Annotated in this window: 25 protein-coding genes; 11 read left to right on the top strand and 14 right to left on the bottom strand. The window is 71.7% G+C overall.

Annotated elements, in window-relative coordinates:
• Nucleotides 1–478: 478 nt before the first annotated feature.
• A complete protein-coding gene (locus tag BT341_RS37390; protein WP_072482389.1) occupies nucleotides 479–748 on the top strand; it encodes an NUDIX domain-containing protein in 270 nt (89 codons plus the stop codon).
• On the opposite strand, the gene BT341_RS37385 is transcribed toward BT341_RS37390, so the two are convergent.
• The 3 genes from BT341_RS37385 to BT341_RS45755 are packed head-to-tail and all read right to left on the bottom strand — an operon-like array spanning nucleotide 734 to nucleotide 2,706.
• Complete coding sequence (locus BT341_RS37385; protein ID WP_072480718.1) at nucleotides 734–1,270, bottom strand: NIPSNAP family protein; 537 nt, start codon at nucleotides 1,268–1,270, stop codon at nucleotides 734–736. The two genes, BT341_RS37390 and BT341_RS37385, sit on opposite strands and share 15 nt — an antisense overlap.
• A gap of 38 nt (nucleotides 1,271–1,308) precedes the next feature.
• Nucleotides 1,309–2,481 (bottom strand): acyl-CoA dehydrogenase family protein, encoded by a 1,173-nt coding sequence (locus tag BT341_RS37380; RefSeq protein ID WP_072480717.1) that lies wholly within the window; start codon nucleotides 2,479–2,481, stop codon nucleotides 1,309–1,311.
• 48 nt (nucleotides 2,482–2,529) lie between these two features.
• The gene (locus BT341_RS45755; protein ID WP_177328988.1) at nucleotides 2,530–2,706 is read right to left on the bottom strand and encodes a hypothetical protein; all 177 of its coding nucleotides are present in this window, start codon (nucleotides 2,704–2,706) and stop codon (nucleotides 2,530–2,532) included.
• A 179-nt stretch (nucleotides 2,707–2,885) separates the two neighbouring features.
• On the opposite strand from BT341_RS45755, the gene hisH reads away from it, so the two are divergent.
• Nucleotides 2,886–3,503 carry an imidazole glycerol phosphate synthase subunit HisH gene (gene hisH, locus BT341_RS37375; RefSeq protein WP_072480716.1) on the top strand — a complete coding sequence of 206 codons (618 nt, stop codon included), beginning with the start codon at nucleotides 2,886–2,888 and terminating at the stop codon, nucleotides 3,501–3,503.
• Between the two features lie 35 nt (nucleotides 3,504–3,538).
• Entirely contained in the window at nucleotides 3,539–4,276 is a 738-nt protein-coding gene (priA, locus tag BT341_RS37370; protein ID WP_072480715.1) for a bifunctional 1-(5-phosphoribosyl)-5-((5-phosphoribosylamino)methylideneamino)imidazole-4-carboxamide isomerase/phosphoribosylanthranilate isomerase PriA, read from the top strand.
• A gap of 6 nt (nucleotides 4,277–4,282) precedes the next feature.
• On the opposite strand, the gene BT341_RS37365 is transcribed toward priA, so the two are convergent.
• Genes BT341_RS37365 through BT341_RS37355 form a run of 3 tightly spaced genes read right to left on the bottom strand, consistent with a single transcriptional unit; the run spans nucleotide 4,283 to nucleotide 5,891 of the window.
• A complete protein-coding gene (locus BT341_RS37365; RefSeq protein ID WP_072480714.1) occupies nucleotides 4,283–4,717 on the bottom strand; it encodes a VOC family protein in 435 nt (144 codons plus the stop codon).
• Nucleotides 4,718–4,734: 17 nt separating this feature from the next.
• Nucleotides 4,735–5,451: an SDR family NAD(P)-dependent oxidoreductase gene (locus BT341_RS47105; protein WP_072480713.1), complete on the bottom strand. Its 717-nt coding sequence runs from the start codon at nucleotides 5,449–5,451 to the stop codon at nucleotides 4,735–4,737.
• Complete coding sequence (locus tag BT341_RS37355) at nucleotides 5,448–5,891, bottom strand: SgcJ/EcaC family oxidoreductase (RefSeq protein ID WP_177328987.1); 444 nt, start codon at nucleotides 5,889–5,891, stop codon at nucleotides 5,448–5,450. Before BT341_RS37355 ends, BT341_RS47105 begins: the two co-directional genes overlap by 4 nt.
• 97 nt (nucleotides 5,892–5,988) lie before the next feature.
• Between BT341_RS37355 and BT341_RS37350 the strand changes: the two genes are divergently transcribed.
• Genes BT341_RS37350 through BT341_RS37335 form a run of 4 tightly spaced genes read left to right on the top strand, consistent with a single transcriptional unit; the run spans nucleotide 5,989 to nucleotide 7,992 of the window.
• A complete protein-coding gene (locus BT341_RS37350; RefSeq protein WP_218177812.1) occupies nucleotides 5,989–6,420 on the top strand; it encodes a MarR family winged helix-turn-helix transcriptional regulator in 432 nt (143 codons plus the stop codon).
• Nucleotides 6,421–6,474: 54 nt separating this feature from the next.
• Nucleotides 6,475–7,068 (top strand): TetR/AcrR family transcriptional regulator, encoded by a 594-nt coding sequence (locus tag BT341_RS37345; RefSeq protein ID WP_072480710.1) that lies wholly within the window; start codon nucleotides 6,475–6,477, stop codon nucleotides 7,066–7,068.
• A gap of 56 nt (nucleotides 7,069–7,124) precedes the next feature.
• Nucleotides 7,125–7,466, top strand: a complete 342-nt coding sequence (locus BT341_RS37340) for a DUF1330 domain-containing protein (protein ID WP_072480709.1) — start codon at nucleotides 7,125–7,127, stop codon at nucleotides 7,464–7,466.
• A gap of 49 nt (nucleotides 7,467–7,515) precedes the next feature.
• On the top strand, nucleotides 7,516–7,992 hold the full coding sequence (locus BT341_RS37335) for a GNAT family N-acetyltransferase (RefSeq protein ID WP_072480708.1): 477 nt from the start codon (nucleotides 7,516–7,518) through the stop codon (nucleotides 7,990–7,992).
• Here BT341_RS37335 and BT341_RS37330 read toward each other — a convergent pair.
• From BT341_RS37330 to BT341_RS37295, 8 genes are all read right to left on the bottom strand, one after another.
• Nucleotides 7,976–8,362 (bottom strand): PPOX class F420-dependent oxidoreductase, encoded by a 387-nt coding sequence (locus tag BT341_RS37330; protein ID WP_072480707.1) that lies wholly within the window; start codon nucleotides 8,360–8,362, stop codon nucleotides 7,976–7,978. The two genes, BT341_RS37335 and BT341_RS37330, sit on opposite strands and share 17 nt — an antisense overlap.
• 13 nt (nucleotides 8,363–8,375) lie before the next feature.
• Complete coding sequence (locus tag BT341_RS37325) at nucleotides 8,376–9,110, bottom strand: ABC transporter permease (protein ID WP_072480706.1); 735 nt, start codon at nucleotides 9,108–9,110, stop codon at nucleotides 8,376–8,378.
• Nucleotides 9,107–9,820: an ABC transporter ATP-binding protein gene (locus BT341_RS37320; RefSeq protein WP_072480705.1), complete on the bottom strand. Its 714-nt coding sequence runs from the start codon at nucleotides 9,818–9,820 to the stop codon at nucleotides 9,107–9,109. The genes BT341_RS37325 and BT341_RS37320 overlap by 4 nt, the downstream gene beginning before the upstream one ends.
• Nucleotides 9,821–10,159: 339 nt before the next feature.
• Nucleotides 10,160–11,137 (bottom strand): hypothetical protein, encoded by a 978-nt coding sequence (locus tag BT341_RS37315; protein ID WP_072480704.1) that lies wholly within the window; start codon nucleotides 11,135–11,137, stop codon nucleotides 10,160–10,162.
• Nucleotides 11,134–11,631: a SigE family RNA polymerase sigma factor gene (locus tag BT341_RS37310; RefSeq protein ID WP_072480703.1), complete on the bottom strand. Its 498-nt coding sequence runs from the start codon at nucleotides 11,629–11,631 to the stop codon at nucleotides 11,134–11,136. The genes BT341_RS37315 and BT341_RS37310 overlap by 4 nt, the downstream gene beginning before the upstream one ends.
• Nucleotides 11,632–11,715: 84 nt before the next feature.
• Nucleotides 11,716–12,336: a DUF3558 domain-containing protein gene (locus BT341_RS37305; protein ID WP_072480702.1), complete on the bottom strand. Its 621-nt coding sequence runs from the start codon at nucleotides 12,334–12,336 to the stop codon at nucleotides 11,716–11,718.
• Complete coding sequence (locus BT341_RS37300; protein WP_342750252.1) at nucleotides 12,336–12,734, bottom strand: hypothetical protein; 399 nt, start codon at nucleotides 12,732–12,734, stop codon at nucleotides 12,336–12,338. Before BT341_RS37300 ends, BT341_RS37305 begins: the two co-directional genes overlap by 1 nt.
• Before the next feature lie 52 nt (nucleotides 12,735–12,786).
• On the bottom strand, nucleotides 12,787–13,374 hold the full coding sequence (locus BT341_RS37295; RefSeq protein WP_072480701.1) for a TetR/AcrR family transcriptional regulator: 588 nt from the start codon (nucleotides 13,372–13,374) through the stop codon (nucleotides 12,787–12,789).
• A gap of 38 nt (nucleotides 13,375–13,412) precedes the next feature.
• On the opposite strand from BT341_RS37295, the gene hisF reads away from it, so the two are divergent.
• The 4 genes from hisF to BT341_RS37275 are packed head-to-tail and all read left to right on the top strand — an operon-like array spanning nucleotide 13,413 to nucleotide 15,269.
• A complete protein-coding gene (gene hisF, locus BT341_RS37290; protein WP_072480700.1) occupies nucleotides 13,413–14,186 on the top strand; it encodes an imidazole glycerol phosphate synthase subunit HisF in 774 nt (257 codons plus the stop codon).
• Nucleotides 14,183–14,560, top strand: coding sequence for a hypothetical protein (locus tag BT341_RS37285; RefSeq protein ID WP_072480699.1), 378 nt, complete (start codon nucleotides 14,183–14,185; stop codon nucleotides 14,558–14,560). Before hisF ends, BT341_RS37285 begins: the two co-directional genes overlap by 4 nt.
• Entirely contained in the window at nucleotides 14,557–14,919 is a 363-nt protein-coding gene (gene hisI, locus BT341_RS37280) for a phosphoribosyl-AMP cyclohydrolase (RefSeq protein ID WP_072480698.1), read from the top strand. The genes BT341_RS37285 and hisI overlap by 4 nt, the downstream gene beginning before the upstream one ends.
• On the top strand, nucleotides 14,916–15,269 hold the full coding sequence (locus tag BT341_RS37275; protein ID WP_072480697.1) for a DUF1304 domain-containing protein: 354 nt from the start codon (nucleotides 14,916–14,918) through the stop codon (nucleotides 15,267–15,269). Before hisI ends, BT341_RS37275 begins: the two co-directional genes overlap by 4 nt.
• Nucleotides 15,270–15,292: the final 23 nt, after the last annotated feature.

The following is a 15,292-nucleotide window of genomic DNA, read 5'->3' as shown; positions in this document are numbered from 1 at the left end:
GAGGTTCAGTGCGCCTTCGCTGAACGACGCGGCGCTCAGGAGCCGCGCCCGCCGATGCGGTGGCCGCATTTCGTGCAGGTGTGGCCACCGTCGTTGTTGCGGCGGAGGGCAAGCTGTCGGGGGGCAGCGGCCGCCACCGCCGGGACGGCGTCTTCGCCCCGGCATGCGGCGGGTCGTTGAAGCCGAGCCCGGACGTCCACGGGACGAGCGCGAGCACGAGCCGGAACACACGCATCCGCCTCACCCCGCCCTCCAGGATTCGACCATGTCAGGTCAGCGTTCAGGCTCCGTCGACAAGCTGGGACGAGGTGAGGATGGGGCTTTTGCCGTGGGCGGTGCCTTCCGCCGGAATCGTCGTCGTCGCCTCGGCGGGGTGTTCGGGGCCGGGTGGGCTTGGCTCGCTCTCGGGGTGCTGCTCGCCGCTGGGGCCGGGTGCCGGCTCCTGCTCCGGGACGCGCGGGCCGATAGCGTGGCCGGCATGCCGGCAATCCGGCCGATCGTGCTCGGTGTCATCCGGCGTGGGGACGCTCTTCTCGTCTTCGAAGGGCGTGACGACGTCAAGGGCGAGACCTGCTACCGGCCCCTCGGGGGCGGCATCGAGCACGGCGAACGCAGCGAAGACGCCCTCCGGCGCGAGTTCCGCGAGGAACTCAGAGCGCGGTGGCGGGATCGTAGAGGATCTTTCCGGGACGGCACCAAGATCCTCTACCCCGGAGGGCTCATCCGCCTGCTCTCACCGGAGCAGTGACCGCGATGTCGGCTCCAGCCGCTGCGACGACTCCGTGAGCGGCTCGCGGCTGAACCACACCGACACCGGGGTGTCCGTGTGCACCGGCAGCCGCGGGAAGTCGTTCTCCGACGGCTCGGTTCCGAACGCCGCGAACGCCGCCGGTGGTGGCGCGGCCGGTGGGGACACCGTCACGTACACGCCCGAGCCCGGTGGTGGTGCCGCGAGCCCGCGCCGGACCGGGCGCAGCAGGTGGACGTCGTCCGAGTCCAGCATCGTCGCGTTCGCCGCGTCGCGGAACTCCTGCCACACCGGGCCGGAGTAGAACGACTCGAGCGCCGCCTTGCGGTCCGGCATCGAGCGGAACCCGCGCAGCCACACGAAGTCCTCGCCCGCGCGGAACAGCCCGAACAGGTGTGCCCCGGCCGCTTCCTGCGGCTCGACTAACTCGCGCTCGAACAGCTCGATCAGCTCGTCGCGCCGCCCCGGGCGCAGCCGGTAGCGGCGCAGCTCCAGCACGGTCTCGTACTCCGAAAACGTCATGCCGGGGAAGCTACCGCCCGCCACCGACAAAAACGCGATCAGCGGAACGCCGCCAGCCCCGTCACCGCCTGGCCCAGCGACAGCGCGTGCATCTCCTCCGTGCCTTCGTACGTCAGCACCGTTTCGAGGTTCGCCATGTGCCGCATCACCGGGTACTCCAGCGAAATCCCGTTCGCACCCAGCATCGACCGCGCCGTGCGGGCCACCTCCAGCGCCGACCGCACGTTCGCCATCTTGCCGAAGCTCACGTGGTTGTGGTGCAGCGAACCGGCGTCCTTCAGCCGCCCGATCTGCAGCGCCACCAGCCCGGCCCGGTTGACCTCGACGAGCAGGTCGGCCAGCTTGCGCTGGGTCAGCTGGAACCCGGCGAGCGGCTTGCCGAACTGCGAGCGCGACAGCGTGTACTCCAACGCCGCTTCGTAGCAGGAACGAGCCGCGCCGACGACGCCGAACAGGATCCCGTACCGCGCTTCGTTCAAGCAGGACAGCGGCCCGCGCAGGCCCCGGACCTCGGGGAACACCGCCGACGACGGCAGCCGGACGCCGTCGAGGACCAGTTCCGCCGTCAGCGACGCCCGCAGGGACAGCTTGTGCTTGACCTCGTTGGCCGTGAACCCCGGCGTGGAGGTCGGGACGACGAAGCCGCGGATCCCGTCGTCGGTCTGCGCCCACACGACCGCGACGTCGGCGACCGTCCCGTTGGTGATCCACATCTTCGTGCCGGAGAGCACCCAGTCGGACCCGTCGCGCACCGCGCGGGTCCGCATCGAGCCAGGGTCGCTGCCCGCGTCCGGCTCGGTCAGCCCGAAGCAGCCCAGCGCGTCGCCCGCCGCCATCCGCGGCAGCCACTCCTGCCGCTGCTCCTCGCTGCCCCACTTGTGGATCGCGTACATCGCCAGCGACCCCTGCACCGACACGAAGCTCCGCAGCCCCGAGTCGACGGCTTCCAGCTCCCGGCACGCGATGCCGTACGCGACCGCGCTGGTGCCGGCGCAGCCGTAGCCCTCCAGGTGCATGCCGAGCAGGCCGAGGGCGCCGAAGCCCTTCGCGAGCTCGGCGGCGGGCAGCGCGCCCGATTCGTACCACTCCGCGACCCGGTCCAGCAGCTGGTCCTTCGCGTACGCGCGCACGGCGTCGCGGATCGCGCGCTCCTCCTCGGCGAGCCCGGCGTCGAGGTCGAGGAAGTCGTGCGGGTCAGGAGTTCGGCTCATGAGGGCTCCCTGGGGACGCGTCGATGCGGCCCCCGCAGGAAACCACAGTCAGGCGTCTGTTCTCCGAGTGGCGTTCGTCACGCGCGCAGCAGACGCGTTCGGCGTGCACCGCGGCCGGGTCTGCTGGCGGGGGATCAGCAGCTCGCTGAACTGCGGAAACGGCACGCTTTCGATGTCGTCACGCCAGGCGTGCAGCATCTGGGACAGCAGATCGTCCTCGGCCATCTTCGCCTCCCTGGCGTCCGGTCGTGCGGACTGAAGCCACACGATCGGGTGACTTGATACCCAGTGGCCGGGAGGGTGAAACGCCGCCGGCCAAGATTTTCCCGGCCCGGGCACCGTGCCGGGCGGCTATTCGTTCGAGCCGCCGGACGGCGGCGGCTACGCTGGGTGGCGTGTCTCGTGTGGTGATCCTCGACTACGGTTCCGGCAACCTCCGCTCCGCCGAACGCGCCGTCGCGCGCGCCGGGGCCGACGTCGAGGTCACCGCCGACCCGCATGCCGCGGTCGAGGCCGACGGCTTGGTCGTGCCCGGGGTCGGCGCGTACTCCGCCTGCATGGCCGGGCTCACGGCGGTCAAGGGCCACCGGATCATCGGCAAGCGCCTGGCCGGCGGCCGTCCGGTGCTCGGCATCTGCGTCGGCATGCAGATCCTGTTCTCCCGCGGCGTCGAGCACGGCGAGGAGACCGAGGGCACGGGCGAGTGGCCGGGGGTCGTCGACCGGCTGCACGCCGACGTCCTGCCGCACATGGGCTGGAACACCGTGCGCGCGCCCGCGGACTCGCAGCTGTTCGCCGGCCTGGACCCGGACGAGCGGTTCTACTTCGTGCACTCCTACGCCGCCCGCAAGTGGGAGCTCGACGGGCTGGCCGGGCAGGAGCCGAAGGTGACCTGGGCCCACCACGGCGAGGACTTCGTCGCCGCGGTCGAGAACGGGCCGCTCTGGGCCACCCAGTTCCACCCGGAGAAGTCCGGCGACGCCGGCGCGCAGCTGCTGCGCAACTGGCTCGCGACCCTCTGACCGGGTGACCGGCGCCGCCGCCTTAGAGTTACGGCGTGACTTTCACGCTGCTTCCCGCCGTTGATGTGGCCGATGGCCAGGCCGTGCGACTCGTCCAGGGCGAGGCCGGCACCGAGACCTCCTATGGCAGCCCGCTGGAGGCGGCGCTCGCCTGGCAGCGCGACGGCGCCGAGTGGATCCACCTCGTCGACCTCGACGCCGCGTTCGGCAAGGGCAGCAACCGCGAGCTGCTCGCCGAGGTCGTCGGCCGGCTCGACGTGCAGGTGGAGCTCTCCGGCGGCATCCGCGACGACGCGTCGCTGAAGGCCGCGCTCGCCACCGGCGCCCGCCGCGTCAACCTCGGCACCGCCGCGCTCGAGGACCCCGAGTGGACCGCGCGGGTGATCGGCGAGTACGGCGACCGCGTCGCGATCGGCCTCGACGTGCGGATCACCGAGGCCGGTCACCGGCTCTCGGCCCGCGGCTGGACCTCCGACGGCGGCGACCTGTGGGAAGTCCTGGAGCGGCTGGACCGCGACGGCGCGTCCCGCTACGTCGTCACCGACGTGAGCAAGGACGGCACCCTGCGCGGGCCCAACCTCGACCTGCTGCGCGACGTCGTCGCCCGCACCGACGCCCCGGTGATCGCCTCCGGCGGGGTGTCCAGTGTGGACGACCTGGTCGCGCTGGCCGGGCTGGCCGCCGACGGCGTCGAGGGCTCGATCGTCGGCAAGGCGCTCTACGCCGGGGCGTTCACGCTGCCCGAGGCCCTCGCCGCGGTCGCGAAGGCGTAGCCCGCCTCAGTCGAGGCAGAACTCGTTGCCCTCGACGTCCTGCATCGGGATGCAGGATTCGTTGTACTCGTCGGCGCGCAGCACCTGCACGCACTTCGCGCCGAGCGCGACCAGCCGGTCGCGCTCGGCTTCGAGGGCCGCGAGACGCTCGTCGCCGACCAGGCCCGTGCCGACCCGGACGTCGAGGTGCACCCGGTTCTTGACGACCTTGCCTTCGGGAACGCGCTGGAAGAACAGCCGCGGGCCGGCCCCCTCGGGATCCACGCAGGCGAACGCCGCGCCGCGCCGCTCGGGCGGCAGCGAGCGGTCGTAGTCCGTCCAGCTGTCGAACCCCTTCGGCGCCGGCGGGATGACGTAGCCGAGCACCTCGCACCAGAACCGGGCGACGCGCTCGGGTTCCGCGCAGTCGAAGGTGACCTGGACCTGTTTCACTGACCCCATGGGCCACACCTTAACCGTCAGCCGAGGAGGGACAACGCGGTTTTCCGCGGCAGCAATCCGGTGACCGCGGTGAGCACGGCGTTGCGCCGTCCGGACACGACGGTGGGGCCTTCGCGACGGCGTACCGCCTGCAACGCGCGGGTCGCGACCTCCTCGGGCGTCTGCACCAGCCAGGACGGAACGTCTTCGGCGTGCTGCGACTCGGTCGCGGTCACGCCGGGACACAGCGCCAGCACGTGGACGCCGCGGGTTTTCTGCTCGTGCCACAGGGTTTCCGAGAACGACGTCACGAACGCCTTGCTCGCGCTGTAGACGCCGAGCCCGGGTTTCGGGGTGAAGCCTAGTGTCGAGGACACGTTCAGCAGCGTCGCGCCCGGCCGGGCCCGGGTCAGGAACGCGTGGGCGAGCGTCACGACCGCGCGGCAGTTGAGATCGAGAACCGCGAGCGAGTCCTCCAGCGACGTCGCCGCGAAGCCGCCGTGTACCGCGGCGCCGGCGTTGTTCACCAGCAGCGTGTAGGGCGCTTCGGCCAGCCTGCCGGCGGTGGCGCGCAGGCCCTCGGGCGTGGCCAGGTCGGCGACCAGCCGGTCGTGGCCGGGGCCGAGCGCGTCCAGCAGGCCGTCGAGGCGGTCTTCGCGGCGGGCCACGGCGGTCACCGAGTAGCCCGCCGCGGCCAGCGTCGTGGCGAGTGCCCGGCCGATGCCCGCGCTCGCCCCGGTCACCAGTGCCTTCACCGCTCGCCCTTCGGCTTCGTCTCCGGCGCGAACGCGAAGGAGACGCGCTCCATCAGCGGCTTGCGCTGGGTGTTGTGGAACGCGGCGACCAGCCAGCGGTCGCCGTCGCGGACCAGCGTGTAGGTCTGCAGCTTGCCCAGCTTCTCCGGCCGCGTGCCCTTGTAGGTGTCGCCGCGGCTGGTGAGAACGGCCACGTCCGCGCCGAGGAAGCGCACGTCGAGCACCTCGTGCGCCAGCTGGGTGCCCTTCAGGAACTTCGCGAACAGCGCGCGGTGGCTGTCGGCGATGTCGTCGCGGCCCTGGTAGCGGGTGCCCACGAACGTGACGTAGGTGGCGTCCTCGGTGAAGTGGGCGCCGTAGGCGTCGGCGTCGCCGCGGCCCCAGGCCTCGGCGAGCGAGTCGAGCACGGCGGTGACGGTCGTCGAGTCGGTGGTGGTCATCGGAATCTCCTATACTTGGCTTCTCGTGTGCAGTATCTGCACACATGCAGATATTAGACTGGAGGACGACACGGTGGCAAGTCCCGAGGAGAAACGCGTGATCTTCCGGCGTTACCTGGACGCGGTCGGCCTGCACGGCCTGGCCGGAGCGGAGGCCGCGGGCCTGCACGCGACCGAGTGGTACGCGCTCAGCCTGCTCGACCTCGAAGGCGCGTTGACGTCGGGCGAGCTGTCCGCGCGGACCGGGCTCACCACCGGCGCGACGACCCGGCTGATCGACCGGCTCGAGCGCGCCGGCTACGTCCGCCGTGGCGCCGACCCGGCCGACCGGCGCAAGGTGCTGGTCGAGCCGGTGCCGGACGCGCTCGCCGGCGTGGAGCGGATCGTCGGGCCGGCCCGCGGCCGGATCGCCGAGGTCATCGGCCGGTACACGCCGGAGCAGCAGGAGCTGCTGTTCGACTACTTCGCACGCGCCGCGCCGGCGTACCGGGAAGCGTCGGAGGAGATCCGCCAGGCGAAGCGCCGCTGACCAACTTCAGGTGTAGTACTTTGGCTGAAGTGGTTCCAGGACGGGGGTGGGCGCATGGTGCGACGCAATCCGCAGCGGCGGACGGCCCTGCTCGACGCCGCGATCGACGTGCTGGCGCGCGAAGGCGCGCGGGGACTGACCTTCCGGGCGGTCGACCAGCAGGCCGGGGTCCCGGCCGGCACGGCGTCCAACTACTTCGCCAGCCGCGACGACATCCTCAGGCACGCCGGTGAGCGCGTCTACGAGCGGCTGACCGACGAAGCGGTCATCGCGGAGGGCCTGACGGGCCCGCGCGACCGGGCCCGCGTCACCGAGCTGATGCACGAGCTGGTCGACCGCGTGGCCGCGTACCCCACCGGTTTCCTGGCCCTGCTGGAACTGCGGCTGGAAGCCACCCGGCGGCCGGAGCTGCGGGCGGTGCTCACCGGCCGCGTCCGCGCGGACGTCGAGTTCAACGCCGCCCACCACGAGAAGTCCGGCCTGCCCGGCGACGGCACGACGGTCGTCCTGCTGTGGCTGGCGCTGAACTGGCTGATCCTGGAACGGCTCACCCTGCCGGACCTGTTCACCGACCGGCAGCGCCACGAACTCGTCACTGCCCTCGTGGACCGCCTGCTGGGCGGGCAGGAAGCATTACCTCCGGCGTAATCGACTCCGTGCCGGGCGCGGCCCAGGATTCCTTCCAGGACAACGGAAGGAGCACCATGACCGCCTACGGACTCGCCCACCTGCGCCCGCCCGCCGTGCTGCCGGAGGAGGTTTTCCAGTACCTCGAGCGCATCCAGGCGACGCTGGACCCCTACGGCGGCAAGTTCGTCGTGCACGGCGCGCCCGTGCACGTGATGGAAGGGGAGTGGCCGGGCGCGCTGGTGATCATCGAGTTCCCGAGCCTCGCCGCCGCGCACGACTGGTACGGCTCGCCCGCCTACCAGGAGATCCTGCGGCTGCGCGCCGACCACATCCCGGGTGACCTGGTCATCGTGGAAGGCTGCGGCCCGGACCACGACTCGGCCGCCATGGCCGCCGCGATGCGCGCCGCCTCGTGACGCCGAAAAGCGGCTGACAGCGCGCGGCCCGCGTCGTAGGTTGCCGCGGGTGGAGGAGATCGTCACCGAGCTCGAAATGACCGCGGCCGGGCAGCTCAACCCGGCGCCCGCCGTCGACGGCGTCACGCTCGCCGCGACCGGACCCGGCCCGCACATCCGCGACCTGCACGTCCGGATCGGCACGCCGTACCGGTGGCCGAGTGCCACGCGGTCCGAAGCGGACTGGGCGGCGTGGCTGGCCGAGCCCGGCCGCCGGTACCGGCTCGTCGAGTACCGCGGCGAAACCGCGGGCGCCGCCGACTTCGAGCCACAGGACGGCGGCGACGTCGAGATCACCACCTTCGGCCTGCTGCCCGAGTTCGTCGGCAAGGGCCTCGGCGGCTACGCGCTCACCCTCGTCGTCGCCGACGCGTGGACACTGCCGGGCGCGCGCCGCGTCTGGCTGCACACCTCGTCCCTCGACCACCCGAACGCGTTGCCGAACTACCTGCGGCGCGGGTTCCGCAGCTTCAGCCGTCCAGCCTGATCGCGATCCCGACGGTCCGGTCGGCCGGCCCGCGCAGCTTCGAGAAGAACATCGTGACCCGCCCGACGAGACCGTACTTGCGGGCGATCACCTTCCGGACGCGTTCGGTCCCGGGGGCGTCCAGCAGCCGGGCCTGCCCGGTGGCGACCGGGCCGTGCGTCTTCCGCCCGCGCAGGTCGCAGGCCTGCACCCGCACCCGCCCGTTGTTGCGGATGCGCTTGACCTTGCCCGCCTTGCGTTCCGACCACACCACGAGCTCGCCGCCGTCGCCCGCCACCCACAGCGGGGTCGGCACGGCGCGTCCGTCGCGGCGGAACGTGGTCAGGACGACGTACCGTTCGGCGGCGAGCCGGTCCGTTTCGGATGCCATGCGCCCACGCTAGTCACGGCGTCCGCCGCCGCAGCGTCGCCGCGCCGAGCACCAGCGCCAGCAGCGCGCAGCCCGCGACGATCACGAGGTCGCGCAGGATCACCGCGTCGACGGTGCTGGACGCGGTGACGCGGGAGAGCGCCTCGACCGCGTACGAAAGCGGCATGACGTCCGAGAGCCACCGCAGCAGCCAGCCCATGTCGCCGCGCGGGACGAACAGGCCGCACAGCAGGATCTGCGGCAGCACGAACACGGGCATGAACTGGATGGCCTGGAACTCGGTGCGGGCGAAGGCGCTGACGAACAGCCCGAGCGCCATGCCCAGCAGCGCGTCGAGGACGGCGATCACCAGCAGCAGCACCACGGATCCGGCGAGGTCGAGGCCGAGCCACCACAGCGAGACGCCCGCCGCGAGCGCGACCTGGACGACGGCGATCGCGCCGAACGCCAGCGCGTAGCCGAATAGCAGGTCGAGCCGTCCGATGGGGAGGGTCATCAGGCGTTCGAGGGTGGCCGTGGTCCGCTCCCGCAGCGTCGTGATCGACGCGATGAGGAACATGATCAGGAAGGGGAAGACGCCGAGCAGCGCCGGGGCGACGTGGCTGAACACGGCGGCCGAGTCGAACACGTACCGCAGCAGGACCATCAGCAGCGTCGGCACGAGGACGAGCATCACGACGGTGCGCGGGTCGTGCCGCAACTGGGTGAGGATGCGCCGCGTGGTGGCGAGCGTCAGCGCGGGGTTCACGACGCCGCTCGCACGAGGTGCAGGAAGGCCTGCTCGAGGTCGGCGGTACCGGTCCGCCGCCGCAGCGCGTCCGGCGCGTCGTCGGCCAGCAGGGCGCCTTCACGCATGAGCAGGAGCCGGTCGCAGCGCGCGGCTTCGTCCATGACGTGGCTGGAGACGAGCAGCGTCGCCCCGCCGTCGGCGAGCCGGCGGAACAGGGCCCACAGCTCGTCGCGCAGCAGAGGGTCGAGCCCGACGGTCGGCTCGTCGAGCACCAGCAGCTCGGGCGTGCCGAGCAGGGCGACGGCGAGGTTCGCCCGGTTGTGCTGCCCACCGGAGAGCGAGCCGACGAGCTTCCCGGCGTGTTCGGTCAGCCCGACTTCGCTGATGACTCTGTCCACATCGGACCCGGGCGCGCGCAGCACGGCGGCGAAGTACCGCAGGGCTTCTCGCACGGTCAGGTCGGCGTAGATGGCGGGATTCTGCGTGGCGTAACCGATCCGCCGCCGCAGCGGCGGGCTGCCGGCGGGCAGGCCGAGCACGGTGACGGTGCCGGCTTCGACGATCTGCACGCCGACGACCGCGCGCATGAGGGTGGTCTTGCCGCAGCCGCTCGGGCCGAGCAGCCCGGTGACGGCCCCGCGCGGCACGTCGAAGCTGACGTCCCGCACGACGAGGCGGCCCCCGCGACGGACCCGCAGACCGGCGACCGCCAGCGCAGAATTAGTCATACGTTTAATTCTGCGCGCGATGAGTTTCCCGCGTCAAGGGGCGCGGGTTGTCCACAGCCCGCGCGAGATGTGGACAACCGCGCTCGGTTCGGGGTTTCCGTCGGGGCGGCCCGATAGAATGGGATCGGGGCCGGACCCCCGGGACGGGTGGGGGCTGCTCAGCCGCCGGAACCACCGGCGTGTTCGACGGCTTCCTCGCCGTCAGGTCGCCTGGCTGTTCCTCGACCATGGGGCCGACACACACGGCGGCGGCTGGTGCAGCGAAGCGGGCCGGACCGCCGGTGGCCCGGGTTCGCGGCTGGCCCGCGCGCTGCGTTTCGTCTCAGGTCCGATGGCGGCTCAGCTGCCCGCGCGCCCGAGCCACCGGTAGTCCGGCGACGGGTCGAGATGAACGCCGTCCGCGACGGCGACCAGTTCCGCCTCCGGCCGCGCGCCAGACACCGTCAGCCAGCGGCCCGAAGGCAGGCGCACCGCGACCATCGCGTCCTGCCCCTGCCCGGGTGCCACGAAGAACCCCTGCCCGCCGCGGACGGTCACCGGTGCCGCGCCGTTCACGCCGGGGGAGCCCGCGCTCGCCGTCGCGCGCACCGCCGCGGCCGATGGCCGTGCCAGGTCGGCCGCCGTCAGCGTCGTGGTCGCGTCGTTCGGACCCGTGCCCGCCACCGCCGCCGACCGCTCGGTGAGCCCCGCGGGCAACGCTCCGAAGCGCAGCTCGCCGCGGACGCCGACCGGTTCGGCCGTGACCTCGTCGGCGACGTGCTGGGCGACCGACCGCGCGTCCGGTACGCCGCGCACCTCGGCCGTGAGCACGTGGTCGTCGTCGGCCAGCCAGGTCAGCACCGCCGCGCTGCCGGTGTCGCCGGTGACCATCGCGACCCGGCCGTGCACCAGGACCTGGTCGTGGAGCGCCGCGATCCGCAGCGCGGTCCGCGACCATTCCGGGTCCGCGGTCGAGTACGCCGAGAGCGTGAGCTCGGCCGGACCGGCGAACCACCGCCGGACCTGCGGCGCGGTGCCGGGGCCGCCCTCGCGGTACTGCTCGGTGAAGCCGTCCGGCAGCCAGCCGGGGCTGAAGCCGAGCACCGGCCGCCCGGCCGTGGGCACCAGGTCCGACGTGGTGGTGAACGCCTGTGTCCCGGCGATGACGGCGGCCACGAGCACCACGACGGCGGCGGCGACCAGCGCCAGCCGCACGGGCGCCCGCCGTTCCCGCCGCGCGAGCGCTTCCCGCACGGCGTGACCGTCGGGGGCACGGGCGGCGAGGCGGTCGAGGCTCTCCCGGATCAGCGTCTCGGTCTCGTGCTCGCTGCGGGTCATCCGTGGTCTCCGGTGGTGAGGGCCGTCGGGTGCGGGGCCTGGCGCAGGGTGGCCAGCGCCCGGGAGATCTGGCTGCGCACGGTCGAGGTACCGCAGCGCAGGAAGCCGGCGATCTCGGCGTCGGAGTAGTTCTCGTAGTAGCGCAGGACGACGGCGGCACGCTGCTTGCGCGGCAGCGTGGCGAGCAGGCCGAGCATGGCGTCCCGCTCGTCGTAGGCGGCCGAGGGATCGGCTTCGGGAGGCCCGAGCGCGTCGAGGACGTCGTGACTGCTGGGCACCATCCGGCGCACGGCCCGCCGGCGCCAGGAGAGGTACTCGTTGGTGACCATCCGCCGCACGTAGGTGGGCGGGGAGTCGATGGCGTCCCACCGCTGCTGGGCGCGGAGCAGCACGTCCTGGACGATGTCCTGCGCCAGATGCGGGTCGTTGGTCAGGACGGTGGCGTAGCGGAGCAGCCCGTCAAGCCGCTCCGCCACGAAGTCTTCGAAGCCCACGTACGTCCCTTCCGTCACCCCTATGGACGCGCGAGGGGGTGAGGTTGATGCACGAGGTGGCGAAGTTTTCTACCGCGGGATGAGTCAGCTGGTTCCCTTGAGCGAAGCGACGACCTTCTCGGCCACCGTCCGAGCCACCTGGCACGGGTCAGTGGTGCCGATCTTGGCCTGGGATTGGAAGATCGTGATGTCGACCGTGGAGCGGTCGCTCGTGCCGACGGCGACGGAACAGCGGCCGGTCGAGCGGGCATCGGAGGTTCCGTACGCGACCACGGGATAGCCGTCGACCGGATCCAGCGGCTGAAAGAACTTGTAGGCCTTCCCCTGCTCGCGGTAGACGCTGGTCAGGCCCAGGTCGTCGACCGTCGTGAAGAGGACGTTGACGCTGGCGCGCGAACCGTCGACCGGATCCCAGCTGCATCCCGGACCTCCAGGCCCTTCGATGTCCGGCTTGGCTGTTATCTCCCGGCCGAACAGCTCGGTCACCTGGGCCGCGGTCAGTGCGGAGCACGGCGCGGACTTGAACCGGTCCGTGTCGAGCGGGACCGCGACCTTCGGGACGCCGGGTCCTGGTACTTCCTGGCTCGCGCCAGACGGCGAGGGAAGACTCGGCGTGGCGGCCGGTGCAGCTGTGCCGGAAGTCATCGTCGAACACGCAGTGAGCGAGAGCAGCCCGGCAGAGATCGGAAGAAGCGCGCGGCGCACTAGACAATGCCTTTCGTGGAATCGCCTATTTCGGTGGCATGGGTGTCTTCGGCGGTCGCGTACTTGCCCAGTGCGGCAACGAACTTGTCGGCCATCGCGTCACAATAGTCAGCTCGCTGCTGCAAGGTCTCCGCCAATGCCCGCCCGGACGCGCGGACGAGTTCCGCGTTCCCCTCGCTGGCGTACTCGAGGCCAGGACCTTGCGCACGGGCGATGGCTTCCGCGCGGCCGACGTCGTCCCGGAATTCGTTCGCCAGCTCCCGCCACTCCTTCGCCAGGCTGTGCAGTGTCGCCTCGTCGTACGCGAACCCGGCCCCGCCCGTCTCCGCCCCGCCATACGACCCCGCCTCCGGGATCACCCGCTCCAGCGGTGCCCGGCGCGTGTTCGGGTCATACACCCCCGATGGCATCGTCAAGCCCTCCCCCGGCTCACAGAACGCTCGCCTCAGCTTACCCTGCGTCATCTCCCGGAGTGAGATAGTACTGGGCCACCGGCGCCAGCATCGCCACGATCTCCTCGTCCGATGCCTGCACCAGCGGCGGCAGCTTGATCACGTACCGCAGCAGCGCCACGCCGATCAGCTGGGCCGCGATGCCCGCCACCCGCGCCTTCGGCACCTCCAGCGCCGTGGCCACCTGGGCCAGCACCGTGCGCTCGATGAACTGGCGCAGCATCGTCGCCACCTGGTCGTTCGTCGCCGCCGCGCGGAGCATGGCCACGAACGGGGTCCGGCCGTCCGGGGTGGCCCAGAAGCCCAGGAACGTTCTCACCAGGCGCTCGCCCACCTCCGCGCGATCACCCGAAAGGATGGCCGGTACCACCGTGGCCGGGTTCACCGGGAGGTTCATCGCCGCCGCGAACAGCGCCTGCTTGCTGCCGAAAAAATGGTGCAGCAGTGCCGCGTTGACGCCCGCGTCCGCCGCTATCCCGCGGACCGTCGCGCCGTCGTAGCCCAGCTCCGCGAACCGGTGCCGGGCCGCTGCCAGGATCTTCTCGCGCGTCTCGGTCTGCCCCGGCCGCCGCCCCGCCCGTGCCATTGGCCGAGCTTAGAACGCCCTTGACTACGCTGGTGGGCATGTCTGTCGCGGTGCGGGTGATCCCCTGTCTCGACGTCGACGCCGGCCGGGTCGTGAAGGGTGTCAACTTCGCCGGCCTGCGCGACGCCGGCGATCCCGTCGAACTGGCCCGGCGTTACGACGCCGAAGGGGCCGACGAGCTGACGTTCCTCGACGTCACCGCCTCCTCCGGCGACCGCGAAACCACCTACGACGTGGTCCGCCGCACCGCCGAGCAGGTCTTCATCCCGCTCACCGTCGGCGGCGGCGTCCGCAGCAACGACGACGTGAACCGGCTGCTGCGCACCGGCGCCGACAAGGTGAGCATCAACACCGCCGCCATCGCGCGGCCCGAGTTCCTCAGCGAAGCGTCGCGGCGGTTCGGCGCCCAGTGCATCGTCCTGTCGGTCGACGCGCGCCGCGTGCCCGAAGGCGGGGAGCCGACCCCCTCCGGCTTCGAGGTCACCACCCACGGCGGCCGCCGCGGCACCGGCATCGACGCCGTCGAATGGGCCGCGCGCGGCGAGGAACTCGGCGTCGGCGAGATCCTGCTCAACTCCATGGACGCCGACGGCACCAAGAACGGCTTCGACCTCGAGCTCATCGCGCTGGTCCGCAAGGCCGTGCGCGTCCCGGTGATCGCCAGCGGGGGAGCGGGCGCGGTCGAGCACTTCCTGCCCGCCGTGAAAACCGGCGCGGACGCGGTGCTCGCCGCCAGCGTGTTCCACTTCGGACAGCTGAAGATCGGCGACGTCAAGGACGCGCTGCGCGAAGGCGGGGTCGAGGTCCGGTGAAGTCCTGGCAGGCACCCGTCGAGGTGAAGGTCACCGCCGCGCTGCTGGTCGGGCTGCCGCTGGCGTGGGCGCTGCTCGACCTGATCCCGGTCCTGGGCGCCGGGTCTGGCCTCGAGATCTACCGGATGCCCGCGCTCGCGCTGATCCTCGGCGGCGTCGTGACGACCGGCCTCGCGCTCAAGATGGGCAGCGCCCGCATCGGCGGCCTCGTCGTCACCGTCGTGTTCGCGCTGCTGCACGCGTTCCTGTTGCTGGGCGCGGAACTGTGGTGGAACAAGCTGTTCTCCGGCCTGTCCTTCGCCGGGTACGGCTACGCCTTCGTCCTGTTGAATTCGATGCCGCTGAAGCGGCACATCCTGGGAGTACGGGCATGACCCTGAACGCGGCCGTCTCCGCGCGCCTCAAGCGCAACGCCGACGGCCTGATCGCCGCGGTCGTCGTCGAGCACGCCACATCGGACGTGCTGATGATGGCCTGGATGAACGACGAAGCCCTCGCCGCCACCCTGGCCACCCGCCGCGGCACGTACTGGAGCCGCAGCAGGCAGAAGCTGTGGGTCAAGGGCGAGACGTCCGGGCACTACCAGCACGTCCGCGAAGTGCGCATCGACTGCGACGGCGATACGGTGCTGCTGCGCGTCGACCAGACCGGCCCGGCCTGTCACACCGGCACGCACACCTGTTTCGACACCGAGGAGCGCCTGCTTCTGGCCGACGAGAAAGAGTTCGCGTGAGGATCGTCGCGGACGTCCTGATCGGGCTGGTCGCCCTGATCCACGTCGCCATCGTCGTGCTGGAGATGTTCCTCTGGACGACACCGCGGGCCCGCGCGGCCTTCGGCACCACCGAGGGGTTCGCGCGCGAGAGCAAGACGCTCGCGGCGAACCAGGGCCTGTACAACGGCTTCCTCGCGCTCGCGCTCGTCTGGGGCCTGGTCGCGCAGGAGTTCCAGCTCCAGCTGTACGGCCTGATCTGCGTGATCGTCGCGGGCCTCTACGGCGCCGCGACAGCGAGCCGGCGCATCCTGTTCGTCCAGGTCCTGCCGGGCGCGCTGGCGCTCGTCGCGCTCCTGCTGGCCCGGTAGCGGCCCGGCGGTCCTACGCTCAC

The sequence above is a fragment of the Amycolatopsis australiensis genome (genome assembly GCF_900119165.1).
GTDB classification, from domain to species: Bacteria; Actinomycetota; Actinomycetes; order Mycobacteriales; family Pseudonocardiaceae; genus Amycolatopsis; species Amycolatopsis australiensis.
Note: the sequence above shows the minus strand (reverse complement) of the source record. Positions and strands in the feature narration are given on the sequence as shown.

Excerpts from the sequence above, each read along its gene's own strand:
- BT341_RS37390 (WP_072482389.1), top strand. The coding sequence starts at position 479 with ATGCCGGCAATCCGGCCGATCGTGCTCGGTGTCATCCGGCGTGGGGAC.
- BT341_RS37385 (WP_072480718.1), bottom strand. The coding sequence starts at position 1,270 with ATGACGTTTTCGGAGTACGAGACCGTGCTGGAGCTGCGCCGCTACCGG.
- BT341_RS37380 (WP_072480717.1), bottom strand. The coding sequence starts at position 2,481 with ATGAGCCGAACTCCTGACCCGCACGACTTCCTCGACCTCGACGCCGGG.
- BT341_RS45755 (WP_177328988.1), bottom strand. The coding sequence starts at position 2,706 with ATGGCCGAGGACGATCTGCTGTCCCAGATGCTGCACGCCTGGCGTGAC.
- BT341_RS37365 (WP_072480714.1), bottom strand. The coding sequence starts at position 4,717 with ATGGGGTCAGTGAAACAGGTCCAGGTCACCTTCGACTGCGCGGAACCC.
- BT341_RS37355 (WP_177328987.1), bottom strand. The coding sequence starts at position 5,891 with ATGACCACCACCGACTCGACGACCGTCACCGCCGTGCTCGACTCGCTC.
- BT341_RS37345 (WP_072480710.1), top strand. The coding sequence starts at position 6,475 with ATGGTGCGACGCAATCCGCAGCGGCGGACGGCCCTGCTCGACGCCGCG.
- BT341_RS37340 (WP_072480709.1), top strand. The coding sequence starts at position 7,125 with ATGACCGCCTACGGACTCGCCCACCTGCGCCCGCCCGCCGTGCTGCCG.
- BT341_RS37330 (WP_072480707.1), bottom strand. The coding sequence starts at position 8,362 with ATGGCATCCGAAACGGACCGGCTCGCCGCCGAACGGTACGTCGTCCTG.
- BT341_RS37320 (WP_072480705.1), bottom strand. The coding sequence starts at position 9,820 with ATGACTAATTCTGCGCTGGCGGTCGCCGGTCTGCGGGTCCGTCGCGGG.
- BT341_RS37315 (WP_072480704.1), bottom strand. The coding sequence starts at position 11,137 with ATGACCCGCAGCGAGCACGAGACCGAGACGCTGATCCGGGAGAGCCTC.
- BT341_RS37295 (WP_072480701.1), bottom strand. The coding sequence starts at position 13,374 with ATGGCACGGGCGGGGCGGCGGCCGGGGCAGACCGAGACGCGCGAGAAG.
- hisF (WP_072480700.1), top strand. The coding sequence starts at position 13,413 with ATGTCTGTCGCGGTGCGGGTGATCCCCTGTCTCGACGTCGACGCCGGC.
- hisI (WP_072480698.1), top strand. The coding sequence starts at position 14,557 with ATGACCCTGAACGCGGCCGTCTCCGCGCGCCTCAAGCGCAACGCCGAC.